14 protein-coding genes, 1 tRNA gene and 2 pseudogenes are annotated in these 16,120 nt (G+C 67.7%); 6 read left to right on the top strand and 11 right to left on the bottom strand.

Annotation, left to right across the window (positions count from 1 at the left end; all coding sequences use genetic code 11):
* Positions 1-56: 56 nt before the first annotated feature.
* Both BN971_RS00460 and BN971_RS00465 read left to right on the top strand, forming a co-directional pair.
* Positions 57-353, top strand: a complete 297-nt coding sequence (locus BN971_RS00460) for a WXG100 family type VII secretion target (RefSeq protein ID WP_090349708.1) — start codon at positions 57-59, stop codon at positions 351-353.
* Positions 354-364: 11 nt separating this feature from the next.
* Complete coding sequence (locus BN971_RS00465; RefSeq protein ID WP_085181383.1) at positions 365-649, top strand: WXG100 family type VII secretion target; 285 nt, start codon at positions 365-367, stop codon at positions 647-649.
* Between the two features lie 363 nt (positions 650-1,012).
* On the opposite strand, the pseudogene BN971_RS24355 reads toward BN971_RS00465, so the two are convergent.
* Positions 1,013-1,588 (bottom strand): annotated as a pseudogene (locus BN971_RS24355) (TPM domain-containing protein); the annotation flags it as partial.
* 87 nt (positions 1,589-1,675) lie between these two features.
* Here BN971_RS24355 and BN971_RS00475 point away from each other — a divergent pair.
* The 4 genes and pseudogenes from BN971_RS00475 to BN971_RS00490 all read left to right on the top strand — a co-directional run bounded on the left by BN971_RS00475 (position 1,676) and on the right by BN971_RS00490 (position 5,191).
* Positions 1,676-2,950 carry a deoxyguanosinetriphosphate triphosphohydrolase gene (locus tag BN971_RS00475; RefSeq protein ID WP_085183482.1) on the top strand — a complete coding sequence of 425 codons (1,275 nt, stop codon included), beginning with the start codon at positions 1,676-1,678 and terminating at the stop codon, positions 2,948-2,950.
* 49 nt (positions 2,951-2,999) lie between these two features.
* Positions 3,000-3,608: a superoxide dismutase[Cu-Zn] gene (sodC, locus tag BN971_RS00480; RefSeq protein ID WP_085183481.1), complete on the top strand. Its 609-nt coding sequence runs from the start codon at positions 3,000-3,002 to the stop codon at positions 3,606-3,608.
* Positions 3,609-3,638: 30 nt separating this feature from the next.
* A pseudogene (gene dnaG / locus BN971_RS00485) lies at positions 3,639-5,048 on the top strand (DNA primase); the annotation flags it as partial.
* Positions 5,049-5,118: 70 nt separating this feature from the next.
* Positions 5,119-5,191 (top strand) — tRNA-Asn (locus BN971_RS00490).
* Between the two features lie 62 nt (positions 5,192-5,253).
* Here the strand turns inward: BN971_RS00490 and BN971_RS00495 are convergent.
* From BN971_RS00495 to BN971_RS00540, 10 genes are all read right to left on the bottom strand, one after another.
* Positions 5,254-5,928: an ANTAR domain-containing protein gene (locus tag BN971_RS00495; RefSeq protein ID WP_085183478.1), complete on the bottom strand. Its 675-nt coding sequence runs from the start codon at positions 5,926-5,928 to the stop codon at positions 5,254-5,256.
* A gap of 103 nt (positions 5,929-6,031) precedes the next feature.
* A complete protein-coding gene (locus BN971_RS00500; RefSeq protein ID WP_085183477.1) occupies positions 6,032-7,678 on the bottom strand; it encodes an NAD-dependent malic enzyme in 1,647 nt (548 codons plus the stop codon).
* An 80-nt stretch (positions 7,679-7,758) separates the two neighbouring features.
* Positions 7,759-9,135, bottom strand: coding sequence for an NtaA/DmoA family FMN-dependent monooxygenase (locus BN971_RS00505; protein ID WP_085183476.1), 1,377 nt, complete (start codon positions 9,133-9,135; stop codon positions 7,759-7,761).
* Positions 9,132-10,241 carry an LLM class flavin-dependent oxidoreductase gene (locus tag BN971_RS00510; RefSeq protein ID WP_090349711.1) on the bottom strand — a complete coding sequence of 370 codons (1,110 nt, stop codon included), beginning with the start codon at positions 10,239-10,241 and terminating at the stop codon, positions 9,132-9,134. The genes BN971_RS00505 and BN971_RS00510 overlap by 4 nt, the downstream gene beginning before the upstream one ends.
* Positions 10,238-11,359, bottom strand: a complete 1,122-nt coding sequence (locus BN971_RS00515) for an LLM class flavin-dependent oxidoreductase (RefSeq protein ID WP_085183474.1) — start codon at positions 11,357-11,359, stop codon at positions 10,238-10,240. The genes BN971_RS00510 and BN971_RS00515 overlap by 4 nt, the downstream gene beginning before the upstream one ends.
* A gap of 275 nt (positions 11,360-11,634) precedes the next feature.
* On the bottom strand, positions 11,635-11,934 hold the full coding sequence (locus tag BN971_RS00520) for an ANTAR domain-containing protein (RefSeq protein WP_085183473.1): 300 nt from the start codon (positions 11,932-11,934) through the stop codon (positions 11,635-11,637).
* A gap of 409 nt (positions 11,935-12,343) precedes the next feature.
* The gene (locus BN971_RS00525) at positions 12,344-12,763 is read right to left on the bottom strand and encodes a thioredoxin family protein (RefSeq protein WP_085183472.1); all 420 of its coding nucleotides are present in this window, start codon (positions 12,761-12,763) and stop codon (positions 12,344-12,346) included.
* Between the two features lie 99 nt (positions 12,764-12,862).
* Complete coding sequence (gene cysE / locus BN971_RS00530; RefSeq protein WP_085183471.1) at positions 12,863-13,555, bottom strand: serine O-acetyltransferase; 693 nt, start codon at positions 13,553-13,555, stop codon at positions 12,863-12,865.
* A 2-nt stretch (positions 13,556-13,557) separates the two neighbouring features.
* Entirely contained in the window at positions 13,558-14,490 is a 933-nt protein-coding gene (gene cysK / locus BN971_RS00535) for a cysteine synthase A (RefSeq protein ID WP_085183470.1), read from the bottom strand.
* Positions 14,491-14,499: 9 nt separating this feature from the next.
* A complete protein-coding gene (locus tag BN971_RS00540; RefSeq protein WP_085183469.1) occupies positions 14,500-15,777 on the bottom strand; it encodes a thioester domain-containing protein in 1,278 nt (425 codons plus the stop codon).
* Between the last annotated feature and the right edge of the window lie 343 nt (positions 15,778-16,120).

The raw sequence follows: 16,120 nt of genomic DNA on the forward strand, positions 1-16,120 counted from the left end.
CACAAAGTCTATCTACATGGCATGTCCAGATAACTAGTCACAAGGAGAAAGGCAACATGGCAACTCGTTTTATGACCGACCCGCATGAGATGCGGGCGATGGCGGGCCGTTTTGAAGTGCACGCCCAGACCGTTGAGGACGAGGCCCGCAAGATGTGGGCGTCGTCGATGAACATCGCCGGTGCCGGCTGGAGCGGTCAGGCTCAGGCGACCTCGTACGACACGATGGGCCAGATGAATCAGGCCTTCCGCAACATCGTGAACATGCTGCACGGCGTGCGTGACGGGTTGATCCGCGACGCCAGCAACTACGAGCAGCAAGAGCAGTCCTCGCAGCAGATCCTGGGCAGCTAGGAGAGACGACCATGACCATCAATTACCAGTTCGGCGACGTGGACTCCCATGGCGCCACCATCCGCGCCCAGGCGGCGTCGCTGGAGCAGGAGCACCAGGCCATCGTTCGTGATGTGCTGGCTGCCGGTGACTTCTGGGGCGGCGCCGGTTCGGTGGCCTGCCAGGAGTTCATCACCCAGTTGGGTCGTAACTTCCAGGTGATTTACGAGCAGGCCAACCAGCACGGCCAGAAGGTGCAGACCGCTGGTAGCAACATGTCCAGCACCGACAGCGCCGTCGGCTCCAGCTGGGCCTGACATCATCGATTAGCGGCGGCGCGCCGCATCCGGCGCGCTCCCTCGCTTGATGAGGCAAGGTTGTGCCCCCGGGTACCAGGTACCCGGGGGCACGATCCTGTTCAGGGGCACCCAATTCAACGCTGCCGCGGTCAGAATCGGCCGCCGCCACCCATCAGCCCCCCGCCGGACGAGCCGCCAGGTGAACCCCCGTAGGACGTCGGGGTCCAGCCGCCGAACCCGCCCCGCATGCCCCCACCGAGCAGGTCGCCGAGGATGAGCCCGCCGACCATCGCCCCCATGTCGCTGCCGCCGCGGCCCGCGTACACCTGCTGGGCCGCTCGGACGTCGTCGTTGGCGAGCGACTGCGCCTGAGCCGCCAGCGTCGGCGCGCCGGCGCCGGGCGCGGTAGCGCATCACCACCAGCAGGACCAGCACCGCCACCGCGATGACGCCGAGTGCCGCCAGCAGCACGGCCTTGCTCGACGAGTGGGTAGCGGGGTCCAGCCCGTTGGCCGCCGCGAGGGCCGCACCGCTCCAGTCGCCGTTGCGCAGCGCCGGCTCGATCTTCTCGCGCCGCAAGTTGTCGACCTGGGCCGAGTTGACGGTCTTTATGGCCGAGGGCACCAGAAAGGCGTAGGCGCGGCCGGTGGTGGCGACGGCCAGCAGCGCGTCGTAGTCGCCCAGGTCGCTCATGCCGCGCGTGGCCCTGCCCCAGTTCTCCGCGTCCTGCCCGGAGAAGGTGTCGACGTAGACCACCCAGAGCCGGACGTGGCGTTCGGCGTAGAGCTTGTCGACGGCCGAGGTGACCGCGGCCCGGCCGGGCTCGGAGAGGGCCCCCGCGTCGTCGGTGACGTAGTCCGTAAGTTGCAGCGGCGGTTGGGCGCCGGCCGAAGGTGCCAGCAGCAGCCCGGCGCCGAGGACCGTCAGGATCACGCCGAGCAGGCGGGCAGTGCGCATAGCGTCAATGTAGCCCGCTGCCCACAGCGGCCCGGCGGCCGACGACACGCTGACCCCCGGCCGGCCTTCCTGGCAGACTGTGCGTCGGTGACCACGAATCAGGACCCTTACGGCGACTTCGACCGCGAGCGGCGGGTACGCGAAGCGCCGAAGTCTGCGGGTCTGCCCGGCACCGAGGGTCAGCACCGCAGCGACTTCGCCCGGGACCGCGCCCGGGTGCTGCACAGCGCCGCGCTGCGCCGGCTGGCCGACAAGACGCAGGTCGTCGGTCCCCGCGAGGGTGACACCCCGCGCACCCGGCTGACGCACTCCCTGGAGGTCGCCCAGATCGGTCGCGGCATGGCGGTCGGTCTGGGCTGTGACCTCGACCTGGTCGAGCTGGCCGGCCTGGCCCATGACATCGGCCACCCGCCCTACGGGCACAACGGCGAACGCGCGCTCGACGAGGTCGCCGCCCGGCACGGCGGCTTCGAGGGCAACGCCCAGAACTTCCGGATCCTGACCAGTCTGGAGCCGAAAGTCCTTGACGCCCAGGGAAACAGCGTGGGGCTGAACCTGACCCGGGCGGCGCTCGACGCCGTCACGAAGTATCCGTGGGCCCGCGGTCAGGGGCTCGGGCATGCGACGACGAAGTTCGGCTTCTATGCCGAGGAGCGCGAACCGGCGGCCTGGGCCCGCGCGGGTGCGCCGGAACAGCGGGTCTGCCTGGAGGCTCAGGTCATGGACTGGGCCGACGACGTCGCCTATTCGGTGCACGACGTCGAGGACGGCGTCGTCTCCCAGCGCATCGACCTGCGGGTGCTCGCCGACGACGACGAGGTGGCCGCCCTGGCCAAGCTGGGGGAGAGCGCGTTCTCCCGGGTGCGCGCCGACGACTTCATGGCGGCCGCCCAGCGGCTGTCGGACCTTCCCGTGGTCGCCGCGGTCGGCAAGTACGACGCCACGCTGGGCGCCTCGGTCGCCCTCAAGCGATTGACCAGTGAACTGGTCGGCAGGTTCGCCTCGGCCGCCATCGCGACCACGCGGGAGGCGGCCGGCCCGGGCCCGCTGGTCCGCTATCGCGCCGACCTGCAGGTGCCGGACCTGGTGCGCGCCGAGGTGGCGTTGCTGAAAATCCTTGCGCTGCAGTTCATCATGTCCGACCCGCGCCATCGCGAAACCCAGGCCCGGCAGCGCGAGCGCATCCACCGGGTGGCGCAGTGGCTGTTGGCCGGGGCGCCCGGCACGCTCGATCCCGTCTTCGCCGCGGCGTTTGCCGCCGCGGCCGACGACGGCGCCCGGTTGCGCGTGGTCGTCGACCAGATCGCCTCGTACACCGAGGGCCGCCTCGAGCGCATCGACGCCGGCATCAGCCGAAAATAAAAGCGATGGGCCAAGAGCGCCGTCGCCGGCGCGGGTTAGGCTCCCCAACATGAAGAAAACCAGTGGGATGGCCGCCGTCCTGGCGGGGCTTTTTGCTATCGCGGTGACGGCCTGCAGTTCGCCTCAGCACGCCAGCAGCCAGCAGGGCACGACGCCTTCGGTGAAGAGTGCAGAACCCCCGTCGTCGCCCGCGCCGAGCGGCGCTTCCCCCGCCGCCGGATCGCTCACGGCGCACCTGAAGACCGCGGACGGCCGGGACGTCGCCATGGCGACATTCGACTTCACCGGCGGGTACGTCACCGTCACGGTCAAGACGGTGGCCGCCGGCATCCTGGCACCCGGCTTCCACGACATGCACGTGCACCAGATCGGCAAATGTGAGCCGAATTCGGTCGCTCCGACCGGTGGCCCGCCCGGCAACTTCCTTTCCGCCGGCGGCCATTACCAGGCGCCCGGACACACCGGCAAGCCGGAAAGCGGCGACCTGACCTCGCTCGAGGTGCGCAAGGACGGCTCGGCGTACCTGGTCACCACCACCGACTCCTTCACCCGCGACGACCTGCTGGCGGGCAGCAAGACGGCTCTGATGATCCACGGCGTCGCGGACACCGACCAAGAGATGCAGCGGATCGCGTGCGGCGTCATCGGCACGGACTGAGCGGTCGTGCCGGCGCTTTAGACTGAGCCGATGTCGAGTCCGGCGGGTTCACGAGATTCCGGCCGCGCCGGGGGCCGGGGCCGCATTCCCGATCGCGATATCGCGGCCATTCGCGAGCGAGTGCGCATCGAAGATGTCGTCGGCGACTACGTCCAGCTGCGCCGCGCCGGCGCCGACTCGCTCAAGGGCCTGTGCCCGTTCCACGACGAGAAGTCGCCGTCGTTTCACGTCCGCCCCAACCACGGCCACTTCCATTGCTTCGGCTGCGGCGAAGGCGGCGACGTGTACGCGTTCGTCCAGAAGATCGAGCACGTCAGCTTCGTCGAAGCGGTCGAACTGCTCGCCGACCGGGTCGGCCACGCGATCAGCTACAGCGGCCCGGCCACCAGCGTGCAGCGCGACCGCGGCAGCCGCAGCCGGCTGATCGCCGCCAACGCCGCCGCCGCCGAGTTCTACGCGGCGGCTCTGGAATCCGACGAGGCAGCGCCGGCCCGCAAGTACCTCACCGAGCGCAACTTCGACGCCGAGGCCGCCCGCCACTTCGGCTGCGGGTTCGCGCCGTCGGGGTGGGACTCCCTCACAAAGCACCTGCAGCGCAAGGGCTTTGAGTTCAAGGAGCTGGAAGCGGCCGGCTTGTCCCGGCAGGGCCGCCGCGGCCCGATGGACCGCTTCCACCGTCGGCTGCTGTGGCCGATCCGCAGCTCGGCCGGCGAGGTGATCGGATTCGGCGCCCGGCGGTTGTTCGACGACGACCCGATGGAAGCCAAGTACATCAACACCCCCGAGACCCTGCTGTACAAGAAGTCGTCTGTGCTGTTCGGCATCGACCTGGCCAAACGCGACATCGCCAAGGGCCATCAGGCGGTCGTCGTCGAGGGCTACACCGACGTGATGGCGATGCACCAGGCCGGCGTCACCACGGCCGTCGCGTCATGTGGGACCGCCTTCGGCGACGAGCACCTGGGGATGCTGCGCCGGCTGATGATGGACGACAGCTTCTTCCGCGGCGAGCTGATCTACGTGTTCGACGGCGACGCCGCCGGCCGTGCCGCCGCGATCAAGGCCTTCGACGGGGAGCAGAACCTGGCCGGGCAGTCCTTCGTCGCGGTGGCCCCCGACGGCATGGACCCCTGCGACCTGCGCCTGGCACGCGGTGACGGCGCGCTGCGGGACCTGGTGGCGCGGCGAACCCCGTTGTTCGAGTTCGCGATTCGCACGGCCATCGCCGAGATGGACCTGGACAGCGCCGAAGGCAGGGTCGCCGCGCTGCGGCGCTGCGTCCCGATGGTCGGCCGGATCAAGGACCCGACGCTGCGCGACGAGTACGCGCGCCAGCTCGCCGGCTGGGTCGGCTGGGACGACGTTGCCCAGGTCATCGACCGGGTGCGCGGCGAGGCCAAGAGGGCGAAGGCGCCCGCGCGCGCCGGTTCGGCCGGCACGGACGACGGCATAACCCGCTACTTGGGGGAGCGTGGGCCGGTACGCTAGAGTCGTCCCGCGATCGGATTGATCCCCTGTAGCTCAATTGGCAGAGCGTTCGGCTGTTAACCGATAGGTTCCTGGTTCGAGTCCAGGCGGGGGAGCATTGCAGGGTCGATCATCACCGGCTCGACCCACACATTCGCCGCCCGGTGAGCGGCGTTGGTCAGGGCTGACTTTGAGCCCGTTCGTGAGCGGTCATCAGCAGCTCGTCGTACACCGAGCGCGACGTGCTCTGGTGGTTCCCGACCGCGGCGAAGTCGGCCACGATCTGCGCGGCGAGGTCGCGCAGCTTGACGTTGGTGTTCTGCGATCGCCACACCAGCAGCTCGAACGCCGCCGCCTCGTCGAGGTTGTAGGCCAGCATCAGCATCCCCTTGGCCTGTTCGATCACCGATCTTCGCTGCGACACCGCCACGAACTGCGCCGTCATGCGGTCCTCGCGGGTGCTCTCCTCGTCGGAGAGGTCGACGTAGAAGCCGTAGGTGCCGATCACTCGGCCGTGCTCGTCGCACAATTCGTCGCCGAGGACCGCGATGTTGTGCACGTTTCCCTGCACGTCGCAGATGCGGTGCCGGCTGCGAAACGACCGGCGGGTCCGGCGGATCAGCTCGAGCGTGTCCAGTATCTGCCGGTAGTCGTCGGGATGCTTGTGCGCCAGGACCAGCCTGGTGGTCGGCGTGACGGTTCCCGGCTCGTAGCCGTGCATCCGCTGCACCTCCGCGGACCATTCCCAGCGGTCGTCGTCGAAGTAGTAACGGAACCAGCCGATACGTTGGGTGCCCAGCGGGGCGCCCCGGCGATCCTCGGTGTCGTCCACCGCGTCGTCACTACTCGACATCGAATACCCCTCGGTCTGGAATACTCGGCTTGCAGCCTGCAAGAACACCTTACGTCCAAGCAGGAAATATGTGCCGGATACACCAGATCGATCCGGCGCCCGCCTAGTCGTACACCGGCCGCCACATGGTCTCGAGCACGGCCCGCCGCGCGTCCGCGTGCATCTTCGTGGCCACCCCGTCGGCCGCGGCGGCGTGATAGACCGCCTCGGCGACGGCGGTCGAGATGGCCCGCAGGTTCTGCACGTCGGGCAGCAGCGAATCCCCGGGATTCTTCGGGCTTGCCTCGGCCACAACGGCTTTCGCCGCCGCCCGCAGCATCGCCGGGGTGAGCAGCCGGGCCCCGGCGACGATCATGCCCAGCCCGATGCCCGGGAACACCAGCACGTTGTTGGCCTGGCCGATGACGTGGACGACGCCGCCGAAGTCGACGGGCGCGACCGGAGTGCCGGTCGTGATCAGCGCCCTGCCCCCGGACCACTCCAGCACGTCGGCCGGCGTGGCTTCCATGCGGGAGGTGGGGTTGGACAGGGGAAAGATCATCGGCCGCTCGCACGAGGCCACCATCGCCTCGACGACCTTCTGGGTGAATGCCCCGAACGCCGCGGAGCAGCCGAGCAGGATCGTGGGCGAGGCCAACTTGATGGTGTCGACCAGTCCCACCCGCTGACCGGCGGCAACGCCCAACGCATCGCGGTTCTTCGCATAGGGCGCCTGGAAGTCGCGCAGGTCCTCCATGTCGTCGAACAGCAGCCCTTGCCTGTCGATCGGCCAGATCTGTGCGACGGCCCGCTCGTAGGTGGCGCCGTCGGCGACCATCGCGTCCCGGATCTGATCGGCGACGCCGATCCCGGCGGTGCCGGCCCCGAACGCCACCATCGTCTGGTCGCGCAGGGGGACCCCGGTGAGGTGGCATCCGCCGTAGACGGCCGCGACGACCACCGCGCCCGTGCCCTGGATGTCGTCGTTGAAGACGCAGTAGTGGTCGCCGTAGGCACGCAGGATCCGGCGCGCATTCAGCGGCCCGAAGTCCTCGAAATGCAGGATGGCCCTGGGGAAAAGCCGGTGCGCGGTCTCGACATAACGGTCGATGAACGCGTCGTACTCGGGCCCGCGGCGGCGGGCGTGGCGATTGCCCAGATAGAACGGGTCCTGCAGCAGTTGCTCGTTGTCGGTGCCGACGTCGAGTGACACCGCGATGCAGCGACGGGGATCGATGCCGCCGCCCGCGGTGTAGAGCGCCAATTTGCCGACGGCGATCTGGATTCCACCCACCCCCCAGTCGCCGATGCCCAGGATCGCCTCGGCGTCGGTGCACACGATGAGGTCGACGTCGCCGGGTTCCAGACCGAAGGTCGCGAACGCCTCCTCGATCTCGTCGGGCTCGTCGATGCTCAGGAAAAGCCCACGCTGCCCGCGGTATTCGTCGGAGAATCGCTGGATCGCCTCCCCGACGGTGGGGGTGTACACGACCGGCAGCAGCTCGGGCAGATGATCTTCGAGCACCTTGAAGTAGAGCAGCTCGTGGCGGTAGTGCAGCTGCTCCAGCAGCAGGTTGCGGCCCAGATCGGTTGCCAGGCTCTGCAATTGGTGCCAAACCCGGTCGGCCTGCTCGTCCAGGGTGAGCACCGCCGACGGCAGCCGGCCGGTGAGCCCCAGCCGTCGCCGCTGCTCGTGGGTGAACCCGACGCCGCGATTGAGGCTCGGCGTCGACAACGCGACGGGGATCTTCGGCGCGTGCGGATCGCTCATCAGGCCACCGTAGCGTCGATCGCCGTGAACGCATCTTGAAAGGAGGTTGATGGCCACGGGCGGCGGCCCGTCGGGTCCTGTCAGCCGACCGCTGCGTCCGTTGGCTTTCGTTCCCCCACGGTAAGCAGGCCCAAATGCTCGCGCAAAGTGCGCCCGCGATACTCGGTGCGGAAGGCGCCGCGCTCCTGAAGCAGCGGCACCACCTTATCGACGAACTCGTCGAGGCCGTGCGGCGTCAGATGCGGCACCAGGATGAAGCCGTCGCAGGCGTCCGACTGCACGTAGTGATCGATCTCGTCGGCGACTTGAGCCGGCGTGCCGACGAACTGTTGACGGCTGGTCACCTCGATGATCAGTTCGCGGATCGAGAGGTTCTCGGCTCGTGCGCGCGTCCGCCAGCTTTCGGCAACGGTCCTCGGGTCGCCGTGGCGCACGCGTCCCCGCGTGATGTCCGGGTTCTCGATGGGGTCGATCTCGGGCAGCGGGCCGTCGGGGTCGTAAGCCGACAGGTCGATGCCCCACACCTGCTCGAGAAACGCGATCGCGGTCGGGCCGCTGACCTGCTGCTCGCGGATGTGCCGCGCGTTCTCGAGCGCCTCCTTGGGAGTGTCGCCCAGCGCGAAGGTCGCGCCGGGCAGCACCTTCAGTTGGTCGGGGTTGCGCCCATGAGCGGCGGCACGGCCCTTCACGTCGGCGTAGTAACGCTGGCCCGCCTCGAGCGAGCCGTGCAGGGTGAACAGCGCGTCCGCATGCCTGGCGCCGAAGTCGCGGCCTTCACCGGAGTCGCCCGCTTGCAGTAGCACCGGATGGCCTTGCGGTCCGGCGGGCAATGAGGCGACGCCGCGGACGTCGAACTGCCGACCGCGATGCTCGACAACGTGGATCCGGCCCGGATCGGCGTAGATCCCCGCGTCAACGTCCGCGATGACGGCGTCGGGTGCCCAGCTGTCCCAGAACCGCCGTGCGACGGTGATGAATTCTTCGGCCCTCACATAGCGATCGGCGTGGTCGAGGAAACCGCCGCGACGAAAGTTCTCGCCGGTGAATGCATCGGAGGAGGTGACCATGTTCCAGGCCGCCCGTCCGTCGGAAAGATGATCCAGCGTCGCGAATTGTCTTGCTACTTCGTACGGTTCGTTGAAGGTGGTGTTGATGGTCCCGGCCAGCCCAAGTTTTTCGGTGACCGCGGCGAGGGCGGCGAGCACGGTGAACGTATCGGGCCTGCCGACCACGTCGAGGTCGTGGATCCTGCCTCGGTGTTCGCGCAAACGCAGACCCTCGGCCAGGAAGAAGAAGTCGAACAACCCGCGCTCCGCGGTATGGGCGAGGTGCACGAACGAGCCGAAATCCATTTGGCTGCCCGCGCTGGGATCGGACCACACGGTGGTGTTGTTGACCCCGGGAAAGTGCGCCGCCAGGTGGATCTGCTTGCGCCGTCCTGCGGGTCGAACGCTCATATCAGTCCCCACCGCTTGGCGATGAGCTCATGGGAGCGCAGCCGGTCGGCGTGCCGATGCGTCACCGAGGTGATCACCAGTTCGTCGGCGTCGGTGACCCGCCGCAGCACCTCCAGCCGGGCGGCGACCTCGTCGGCGTCACCGACGAATTGTGTTGCGGTGCGGTCCGCTACCAATGCCGCCTGCTCCTCGGTCAGGGGTTCGCAGACGTCGGGATCCGGGTAGGGGATGGCACCCTGACCGCTGCGGATGGAGCACACCCAGTGGCCGTAACTGGACGCAAGGTGGTGCGCCGTTGCGCTGTCGTCGGCGACCACGACGTCGGCCGAAACCACCACGTAAGGTTCGCTCAGCCGGGCGGACGGCCGGAACGCTTCGCGATAGGCGGCGATCGCGTCGAGTGCGCTGCCCGGGGTGATGTGGTAACTGGCGACGAACGGAAGCCCACGCGCACCGGCGACCTGCGCGCTCTGCCCCTTGGTGCTGCCGAAGATCCAGGGTGTCAGCCGGGCGTGTTCGCCCGGAACGGCATGCAGCTCATGCCCGTTGACGGTGTAGGTGCCGGCCAGCAGGGCTTCGATGTCGGCGACCTGTTCGGCGAAGTCGTCGGGGACCGCACCCGGTTGGGCGAGCGCGCACGCCTGCGCCCGGATGCGTTCGCTTTTCATCAGCATCGTCGGGTCGAACGGCGCGGGCAGCACAAGGCCGCCGACCTCGCGCCACGGTGTCGGCGGACCCGGCGGCGAGGACGTGGCCGCCTCGTTGCGCCGCTGTCCGGACCGGCCCAGCCCCATGTCGATGCGGCCGGGGTAGAAGGCGTCGAGCGTTCCGAAGCTCTCCACCACCGCGATCGCCGTGGTGTGGCCGATCTGCACGGCGGCCGAACCGACGCGGATGTCTTTGGTGGCCGCGGCGATCTGGCCGATCAACGTCGCCGGCGAGGAGCTGGCCACCGCCACGAAGTGGTGCTCGGCGAGCCAGTAGCGTTTGTATCCCCAGTGTTCGGCGTGCTGGGCGAGGTCGACGGTGTTGCGCAGTGCCGTGCCGGCGTCGCTGCCCGCGCTGATCGGGGCGAGGTCCAGGATCGACAGCGGGATGGCTGTCATGATGGCGCCGCCGCATAACGGTTTGGTGCCGCCGCCAGTCCCAGGCGCTCGCGCAGCGACTCGCCGTCGCGATAGCCGGTGCGGAACCTGCCGGCGCGCTGCAGCAACGGCACCAGGTCGTCGACGATCGCCGGCAGGTCGACTGCGTTGACCGCGGGCCGCAGCCGCACCCCGTCGACCCCCGCGTCCTGCCAGGCGAACAGCAGGGCGGCCAAATCGCGTGCGCTGCCCGCGAAGACGTGCGCATCGGAGGAAATGCTCGCCGCCGGAGCCAGTCGATGCCCGACCAGCGAGACCACCAGGTCGGCGTACACCTTCAAAGCGCGACCCGATGTGCGCCGCGCTTCGCCCACCTCGGCCAGGATCCGGCGCAGCGACTCCTCGTCGCGCGGTGTGACGAAGACGACGTCGGCGCTGGCGGCGGCGAAGCGATAGATCCGGGGCGCGTGCGCCAGCGCCGTCACCACCGGCTGGCCTTGGGGCGGCCGGGGGGTGATCGACGGGCCCTTGACCGAGAAGTGCTTTCCCGTGAAGTCGATGTAGTGCAGCTTGTCGCGATCGATGTAGCGCCCGGTGGCCACATCTCGGATGACCGCGTCGTCCTCCCAGCTGTCCCAGAGCCGCCGCACCACCTCGACGGCGTCGGCGGCCTCGCTGAACAGTTCTTCACCTTCCGGGCCTGGCCCACGTCCGAACAAGGCCGCCTCGTGCGCGGTGTTGCTCACCCGCACCTGCCAACCCGCCCGGCCATGTGAGATGTGGTCAAGCGTCGCAATCGCTTTCGAGACATGGAAGGGCTCGGTGTGGGTGACCGTCGCTACCGGTACCAGACCGATGTGTTCGGTGACCGGCGCGATCCGCGCGGCCAGCAGCACCGCGTCGGCCCGACCGGCCAGCCGCCGCGGGGAGATCTGGGGCCGCCGGCCGGGCTGAACGTCGAGCGTGTCGTCGATCGTCAGGAAGTCGAGCAGCCCGCGCTCGGCGGTGGCAGCGAGCGCCGCCCAGTACCGGCCGCTGAGCTGCTCGCCGCGCGCCGCGTTGTGCGCGAAAGCGTATCGCCACGCGTGCGGGTGCCACCCGTACCCGTCCAGTGCCACGGCCAGCCGGAGCTCGGTCACGAAATTCCTCCGAGAAGGGCCGCCGGGCCAAGCCGGCCGTCCGTCCCGCAAAAAGCGGTCGTGGGGCTTGCGTGACGCGATGCCGCATCGAGCGGGCACGCGACGGATCGCGCTTGCTGCCGGGATTTCGTGTGCATCAGCTGACCTTCGACGTGCGGTGATAATGCACTGTGCAACGCCCAGCGCCGCAATGCATTCCGGAGGCGCGTTAAGTTCAGCGTGAGGAATATTTTCGTCAGCTCAACGCCCTGCGAGTTCGCCGCCCGGCCGTTCGCTCAATTGCCTGACCGGCTCACCGAAGGGGATGAACGCCCCCATTCCCGCTCGGCGGCCAGTGCAGCGGCGCTACGCGCAGGGTCGGCAACGACTCCTCCGCCCGCCAGGTTGACCAGGGCCGAAGCCATGGCAAAGGTGCCTACGCCGTGCCGTTCGCTGGCGGCGATCAGCTCCCGGAAGGCGGCATCGGTGCTGCACCGGCGCCACCCGACGAGTATTCCGACTGCGGTGTCGAGCACCCGCCTGGTTTCGCGGCGCTCGCCGCGCAGCGGTGCCCGACTGGTGAGACCTTCAATCATTGCGGTCGACCTCCTGGTCTGAAATCAGCGCTATTTGGCGGGATTGGCCGATACCGCTTGAGGCGCGTGCCCGGTGAGGGACTCCGGCTGGGCCTCTTGCAAGACGGATTGCGTTGCCTCTGAGCGTGTCAACGCCGCGGCAAATCAACCGGATCGCCGGATGTCGTCAGTGATCAACAACAGCCCAGGACGCCGCGCCGCAGCGCGAAGTGCGCTGGTTCGGTCCCTCGCATAGCGCCACTATACGACCGGTGCGTCGGCCGCAGCCAGATTCAGAGTGTTTGGCTCACAAGCGATTCAAACCTGTGCGCCGCGACGGCGCTTGTGTACATTAGCCGGCTCGACCGAGGCCACGGGCATCGCCACCCTTCCGTCTGGCCGGTATCGATGGGCATGACGCGGCTCGGAGTCACGCAAGCAGGGCTTGCAACGACTCCCTGAGGTCGCCGACCTTCGGAACCCCGGCGCTACGGTATCGCTGCCGGCCGTCGGAATCGAAGATAAATGTGGTGGGTAGCGACAACACCGACAGTTGCTTGGCGGCCGCGGGGTCGGCGTCGATGTCGATCTCCACGTGGGATACACCGGGGAGTTCGGCACACACCTGGTCGACCACGCGGCGCACCGACGCGCACGGGCCGCACCATACCGCGCTGAAGTGAACGATCGTCGGCCCCGTTTGCGACAAGCCGAGTGCCGATGGGTTCTGGCCGGGCTCGGGGCTAACCTGACGCAATACGCCCGACCGTCGGTTGACCAGCGCGCCGATCGCGCCGGCGGTCGCCAGCGCCGCGACCGTCGCCGTCAGGGCGATCGCCAGAGGGCTCAATCAACACCCACAACTTCCACCGTGGCCAGGCATGTGGCTACGGTGCCGCGTCGCGGACGCTTGCAGAGCATCGGTTGGGCGCCATCGGATTTGGTTCACTCAGATCGAAAAGTCCTCGCCGTGCCACACTCCGGCTTCGGGCGGCCGGATAACCTGCCCAGGCTGTTGCTGGCCGTCGTTGGAAGCCTCCAACTTGGAGACTCTGGTGAGTAGGGACTGCAGGCTGACGCCGACAAGGTCGGGCATCAGAGCGTCGTCCGAAGCGCCTAGGGCGGGCCGGCTGCGGCTGATCACCTGCCCGGGAACGCCGACGACCACGGCGCCCGACGGAACCTCTTTGACCACAACGGCATTGGCGCCGATCCGGCTGTCGCCACCGACCTTGATGGCTCCGAGCACCTTCGCGCCCGCGCCGATGATCACCCGGTCACCGATCGTCGGGTGGCGCTTGCCGGTATCCCCACCGCTGCCGCCGAGGGTCACGCCGTGGTAGATCGTCACATCCTCGCCCACCTCGGCGGTTTCTCCGATGACTACGCCGGTCGCGTGATCGATGAACAGCCCGGGGCCGAGGACGGCGCCGGGATGGATGTCGACCCCAGTCAGGATGCGGGTGATTTCACCCAGCGTGCGCGCCGACAGTCGGGCGCCGCGCCTCCACAGCCAGTGACTGATCCGGTGCCCCCAGATCGCGTGCACGCCCGGGTAGGCCAATATCACCTCCAGCGTGGTCGGCCTGGCCGGATCCCGCTGCTTGGCCGCCCGGATGTCTCGCCTTATGGCCGTGAGCATGGCTAGTCCGCCAGGTCGGCGAAGAGTGGGGTGCTCAGGTACCGTTCGCCGAAGCTGGGGAGCACGACGACGACGAGCTTGCCCGCGTTCTCCGGCCGGCGGGCCACCTGCAGGGCAGCCACAACGGCCGCTCCGGAGGAGATCCCGACGAGCAGCCCTTCCTCCCGGGCCAGCCGACGGGCCATGTCGAAAGAGTCTTCATTGCCGACGGTGATGACTTCGTCGACCAACTCCGTATCGAGCACCGGTGGGATGAATCCGGCGCCGATGCCCTGGATCGGATGCGGGCCCTTCTGGCCGCCGGACAGGACCGGCGAGGCGGTCGGCTCGACCGCCACGAACTGCACTGACGGCTTGCGCTCCTTGATGACTTGGGCGACACCGGTGATGGTGCCGCCTGTGCCTACTCCGGACACAAAGAAGTCGATCTTGCCGTCGGTGTCCCGCCATACCTCCTCCGCGGTGGTTTTGCGGTGGATCGCCGGGTTGGCAGGGTTCTCGAACTGCTGGGGGACGAAATACCGTTGGTCGCTCTTGGCCAGTTCCTCGGCCTTGGCGATGGCACCCGCCATGCCCTCCGAACCCGGCGTCAACACGAGCTCGGCGCCGAACGCGCGCAACAACATCCGACGCTCGGTGCTCATCGTGTCCGGCATGGTCAGGACACAGTGATAACCACGTGCCGCGCACACCATCGCCAGCGCGATACCGGTGTTGCCGCTGGTCGGTTCGACAATGATTGTGTCCGGCTTGATCAGGCCCGCCTGCTCAGCCGCGTCGATCATGGCAACGCCGATGCGGTCCTTAACGCTGTTCGCCGGGTTGAAGAACTCGAGCTTGGCTACGACGTCGGCGACTGCGCCCTCGGTAACCCGGCGGAGCCGGACCAGCGGTGTGTTTCCGATCAACTGTGTCACGTCTTGCGCGATGGTCATGAAACTCCCTTAGGCGATGTCGCTGCAGGCGGTCTGCGCCTGCCAGGTGATGTCGAATTCGATGGCCACGTCTGTGGGCACGGTCAGGGCAACGGGTGTGAACCGGTGTGACGCCTCACCCAGCGCCACACCGGTCAACACCCGACCGGTGAGGTTGTGCGGTGCTTTTGCTGTCATTGTCGTCATCGACGTGCCCGGTATCGGACGCAGGTAGAAATCTGTGCCCGGCTCAACGATATCGCGAATTGCCAAACCATCGGCGTCGACGAGCTTGTGGCCGTCAGTGACGCTGAGCCTCAAAGGGGTTGACACTTGGAATGGTCCTACGAGTTCGGATTCGACGGTTGCTCGGCTCCCGACTAGTCGGAGTTCGTCTGTGTTGAGCAATGCGTTGCGTGCCCCGCTTAACAGGTAATTGTAGAGGTGTACGACCCGATCGGCATTGCGGTAGTGGCGGGCGCCGGTCAGCCAGAAGTTGACATCACCTATCGCGGGGGCGGCCCCGTCCGTGGTTGCGATCAACCGGTAGTAGCGGTACCCGCGTCCCGCGCGACCGTGCCGGCTGGCCGACAGCGTGCTACCGACGCCGAGCGCGCGCCGATATCGGCCCCTGCCCGCGTCGGTGAAGATTTCCGAACCGGAAACGTCTTGCCAGACAGCACCGTTGGTGGACTTTTGCAGCTTCAGGTTGACCGTCGCAGCCGAGTCGGTCCACAGCGAATAGCCGCCCAACTGTGGCTCGCCATCGAATTCGAAGGTGATGGCCGGCCCGGGACCCCGACGCACTGCTACGGGTACATTCAGCGGCCGGGTATCGAGCGCGAGGTCGTTGGTGAAGTGCCAGATCGCTGCCTGGGTCGCAGCTATGGCGTGGTGTTCGCTGATGTTTGCCTGTCCCAGTCTGTAGCCGGCGGTGCGCAGTTGGTCGCTCAGTTCTGCGGTCGACCGCATCGGGAAGGAGTTGCGCAGGATCCAATCCACCGCACCTTCGTGACCGCGGCTGTGCAGGTGGGGCACGGTTGACCAGGTTTCCAGGCGGTAGGGCGACGGATGATGCGGTGCGACGCCGAAGAAATCGAGAGAGTAGGCGTGCAGATTCGGATTGAGCCTGATCAGGTCGGTCCTGGCCGAGTTGCCGTCGGCGAACACGATCGTGTCAACGGTATGGGAGTAGGTGCCGCCGCGGTAGCGCGTCATGCGGGTGAGTTCGGTGACCGGCCGGACAAGTACGCGCCGACGGGTGGCCACCTGCGCGATCGCGCGGTCGGGTACAGACAACACTGTCATTTGGTGATTGATCTTCCTGAATGATGTGAATAACGCGCATTGCATGCGGCCAGGCGAACCAGCATGTTTGCCCGCGTGCGGGCAAGCGCGAGGATTTCTACAGAGGCAGGGTCGTCAGGAAATCAACAACAGCAACAACAACAGCCCACGGCGATGCAGCGCGTAGGAACGAAGCGCAGCTGTACGGCCTGTTGCATGGAGCCCACTATAGGGCATCAGCGCATTTGCCCGTTTGATTCACTAAGGCTGTAATCCTTTCCCCCCGGTCGTACACTTGCCTAGGCTCGGCGCTCGGACGTGATCACGGCGGGGCGATCTTGGACCTGCCGAACCGTCGCAGTAT

This window comes from Mycobacterium bohemicum DSM 44277 (assembly GCF_001053185.1).
Lineage (GTDB): Bacteria > Actinomycetota > Actinomycetes > Mycobacteriales > Mycobacteriaceae > Mycobacterium > Mycobacterium bohemicum.

What these genes read in the sequence shown, in the direction of transcription:
- BN971_RS00540 (WP_085183469.1), bottom strand. Translation starts at nt 15,777, where the DNA reads ATGACAGTGTTGTCTGTACCCGACCGCGCGATCGCGCAGGTGGCCACC.
- BN971_RS00500 (WP_085183477.1), bottom strand. Translation starts at nt 7,678, where the DNA reads ATGAGCGATCCGCACGCGCCGAAGATCCCCGTCGCGTTGTCGACGCCG.
- BN971_RS00495 (WP_085183478.1), bottom strand. Translation starts at nt 5,928, where the DNA reads ATGTCGAGTAGTGACGACGCGGTGGACGACACCGAGGATCGCCGGGGC.
- cysE (WP_085183471.1), bottom strand. Translation starts at nt 13,555, where the DNA reads ATGCTCACGGCCATAAGGCGAGACATCCGGGCGGCCAAGCAGCGGGAT.
- BN971_RS00510 (WP_090349711.1), bottom strand. Translation starts at nt 10,241, where the DNA reads ATGACAGCCATCCCGCTGTCGATCCTGGACCTCGCCCCGATCAGCGCG.
- BN971_RS00520 (WP_085183473.1), bottom strand. Translation starts at nt 11,934, where the DNA reads ATGATTGAAGGTCTCACCAGTCGGGCACCGCTGCGCGGCGAGCGCCGC.
- sodC (WP_085183481.1), top strand. Translation starts at nt 3,000, where the DNA reads ATGAAGAAAACCAGTGGGATGGCCGCCGTCCTGGCGGGGCTTTTTGCT.
- BN971_RS00465 (WP_085181383.1), top strand. Translation starts at nt 365, where the DNA reads ATGACCATCAATTACCAGTTCGGCGACGTGGACTCCCATGGCGCCACC.
- BN971_RS00460 (WP_090349708.1), top strand. Translation starts at nt 57, where the DNA reads ATGGCAACTCGTTTTATGACCGACCCGCATGAGATGCGGGCGATGGCG.
- BN971_RS00505 (WP_085183476.1), bottom strand. Translation starts at nt 9,135, where the DNA reads ATGAGCGTTCGACCCGCAGGACGGCGCAAGCAGATCCACCTGGCGGCG.
- cysK (WP_085183470.1), bottom strand. Translation starts at nt 14,490, where the DNA reads ATGACCATCGCGCAAGACGTGACACAGTTGATCGGAAACACACCGCTG.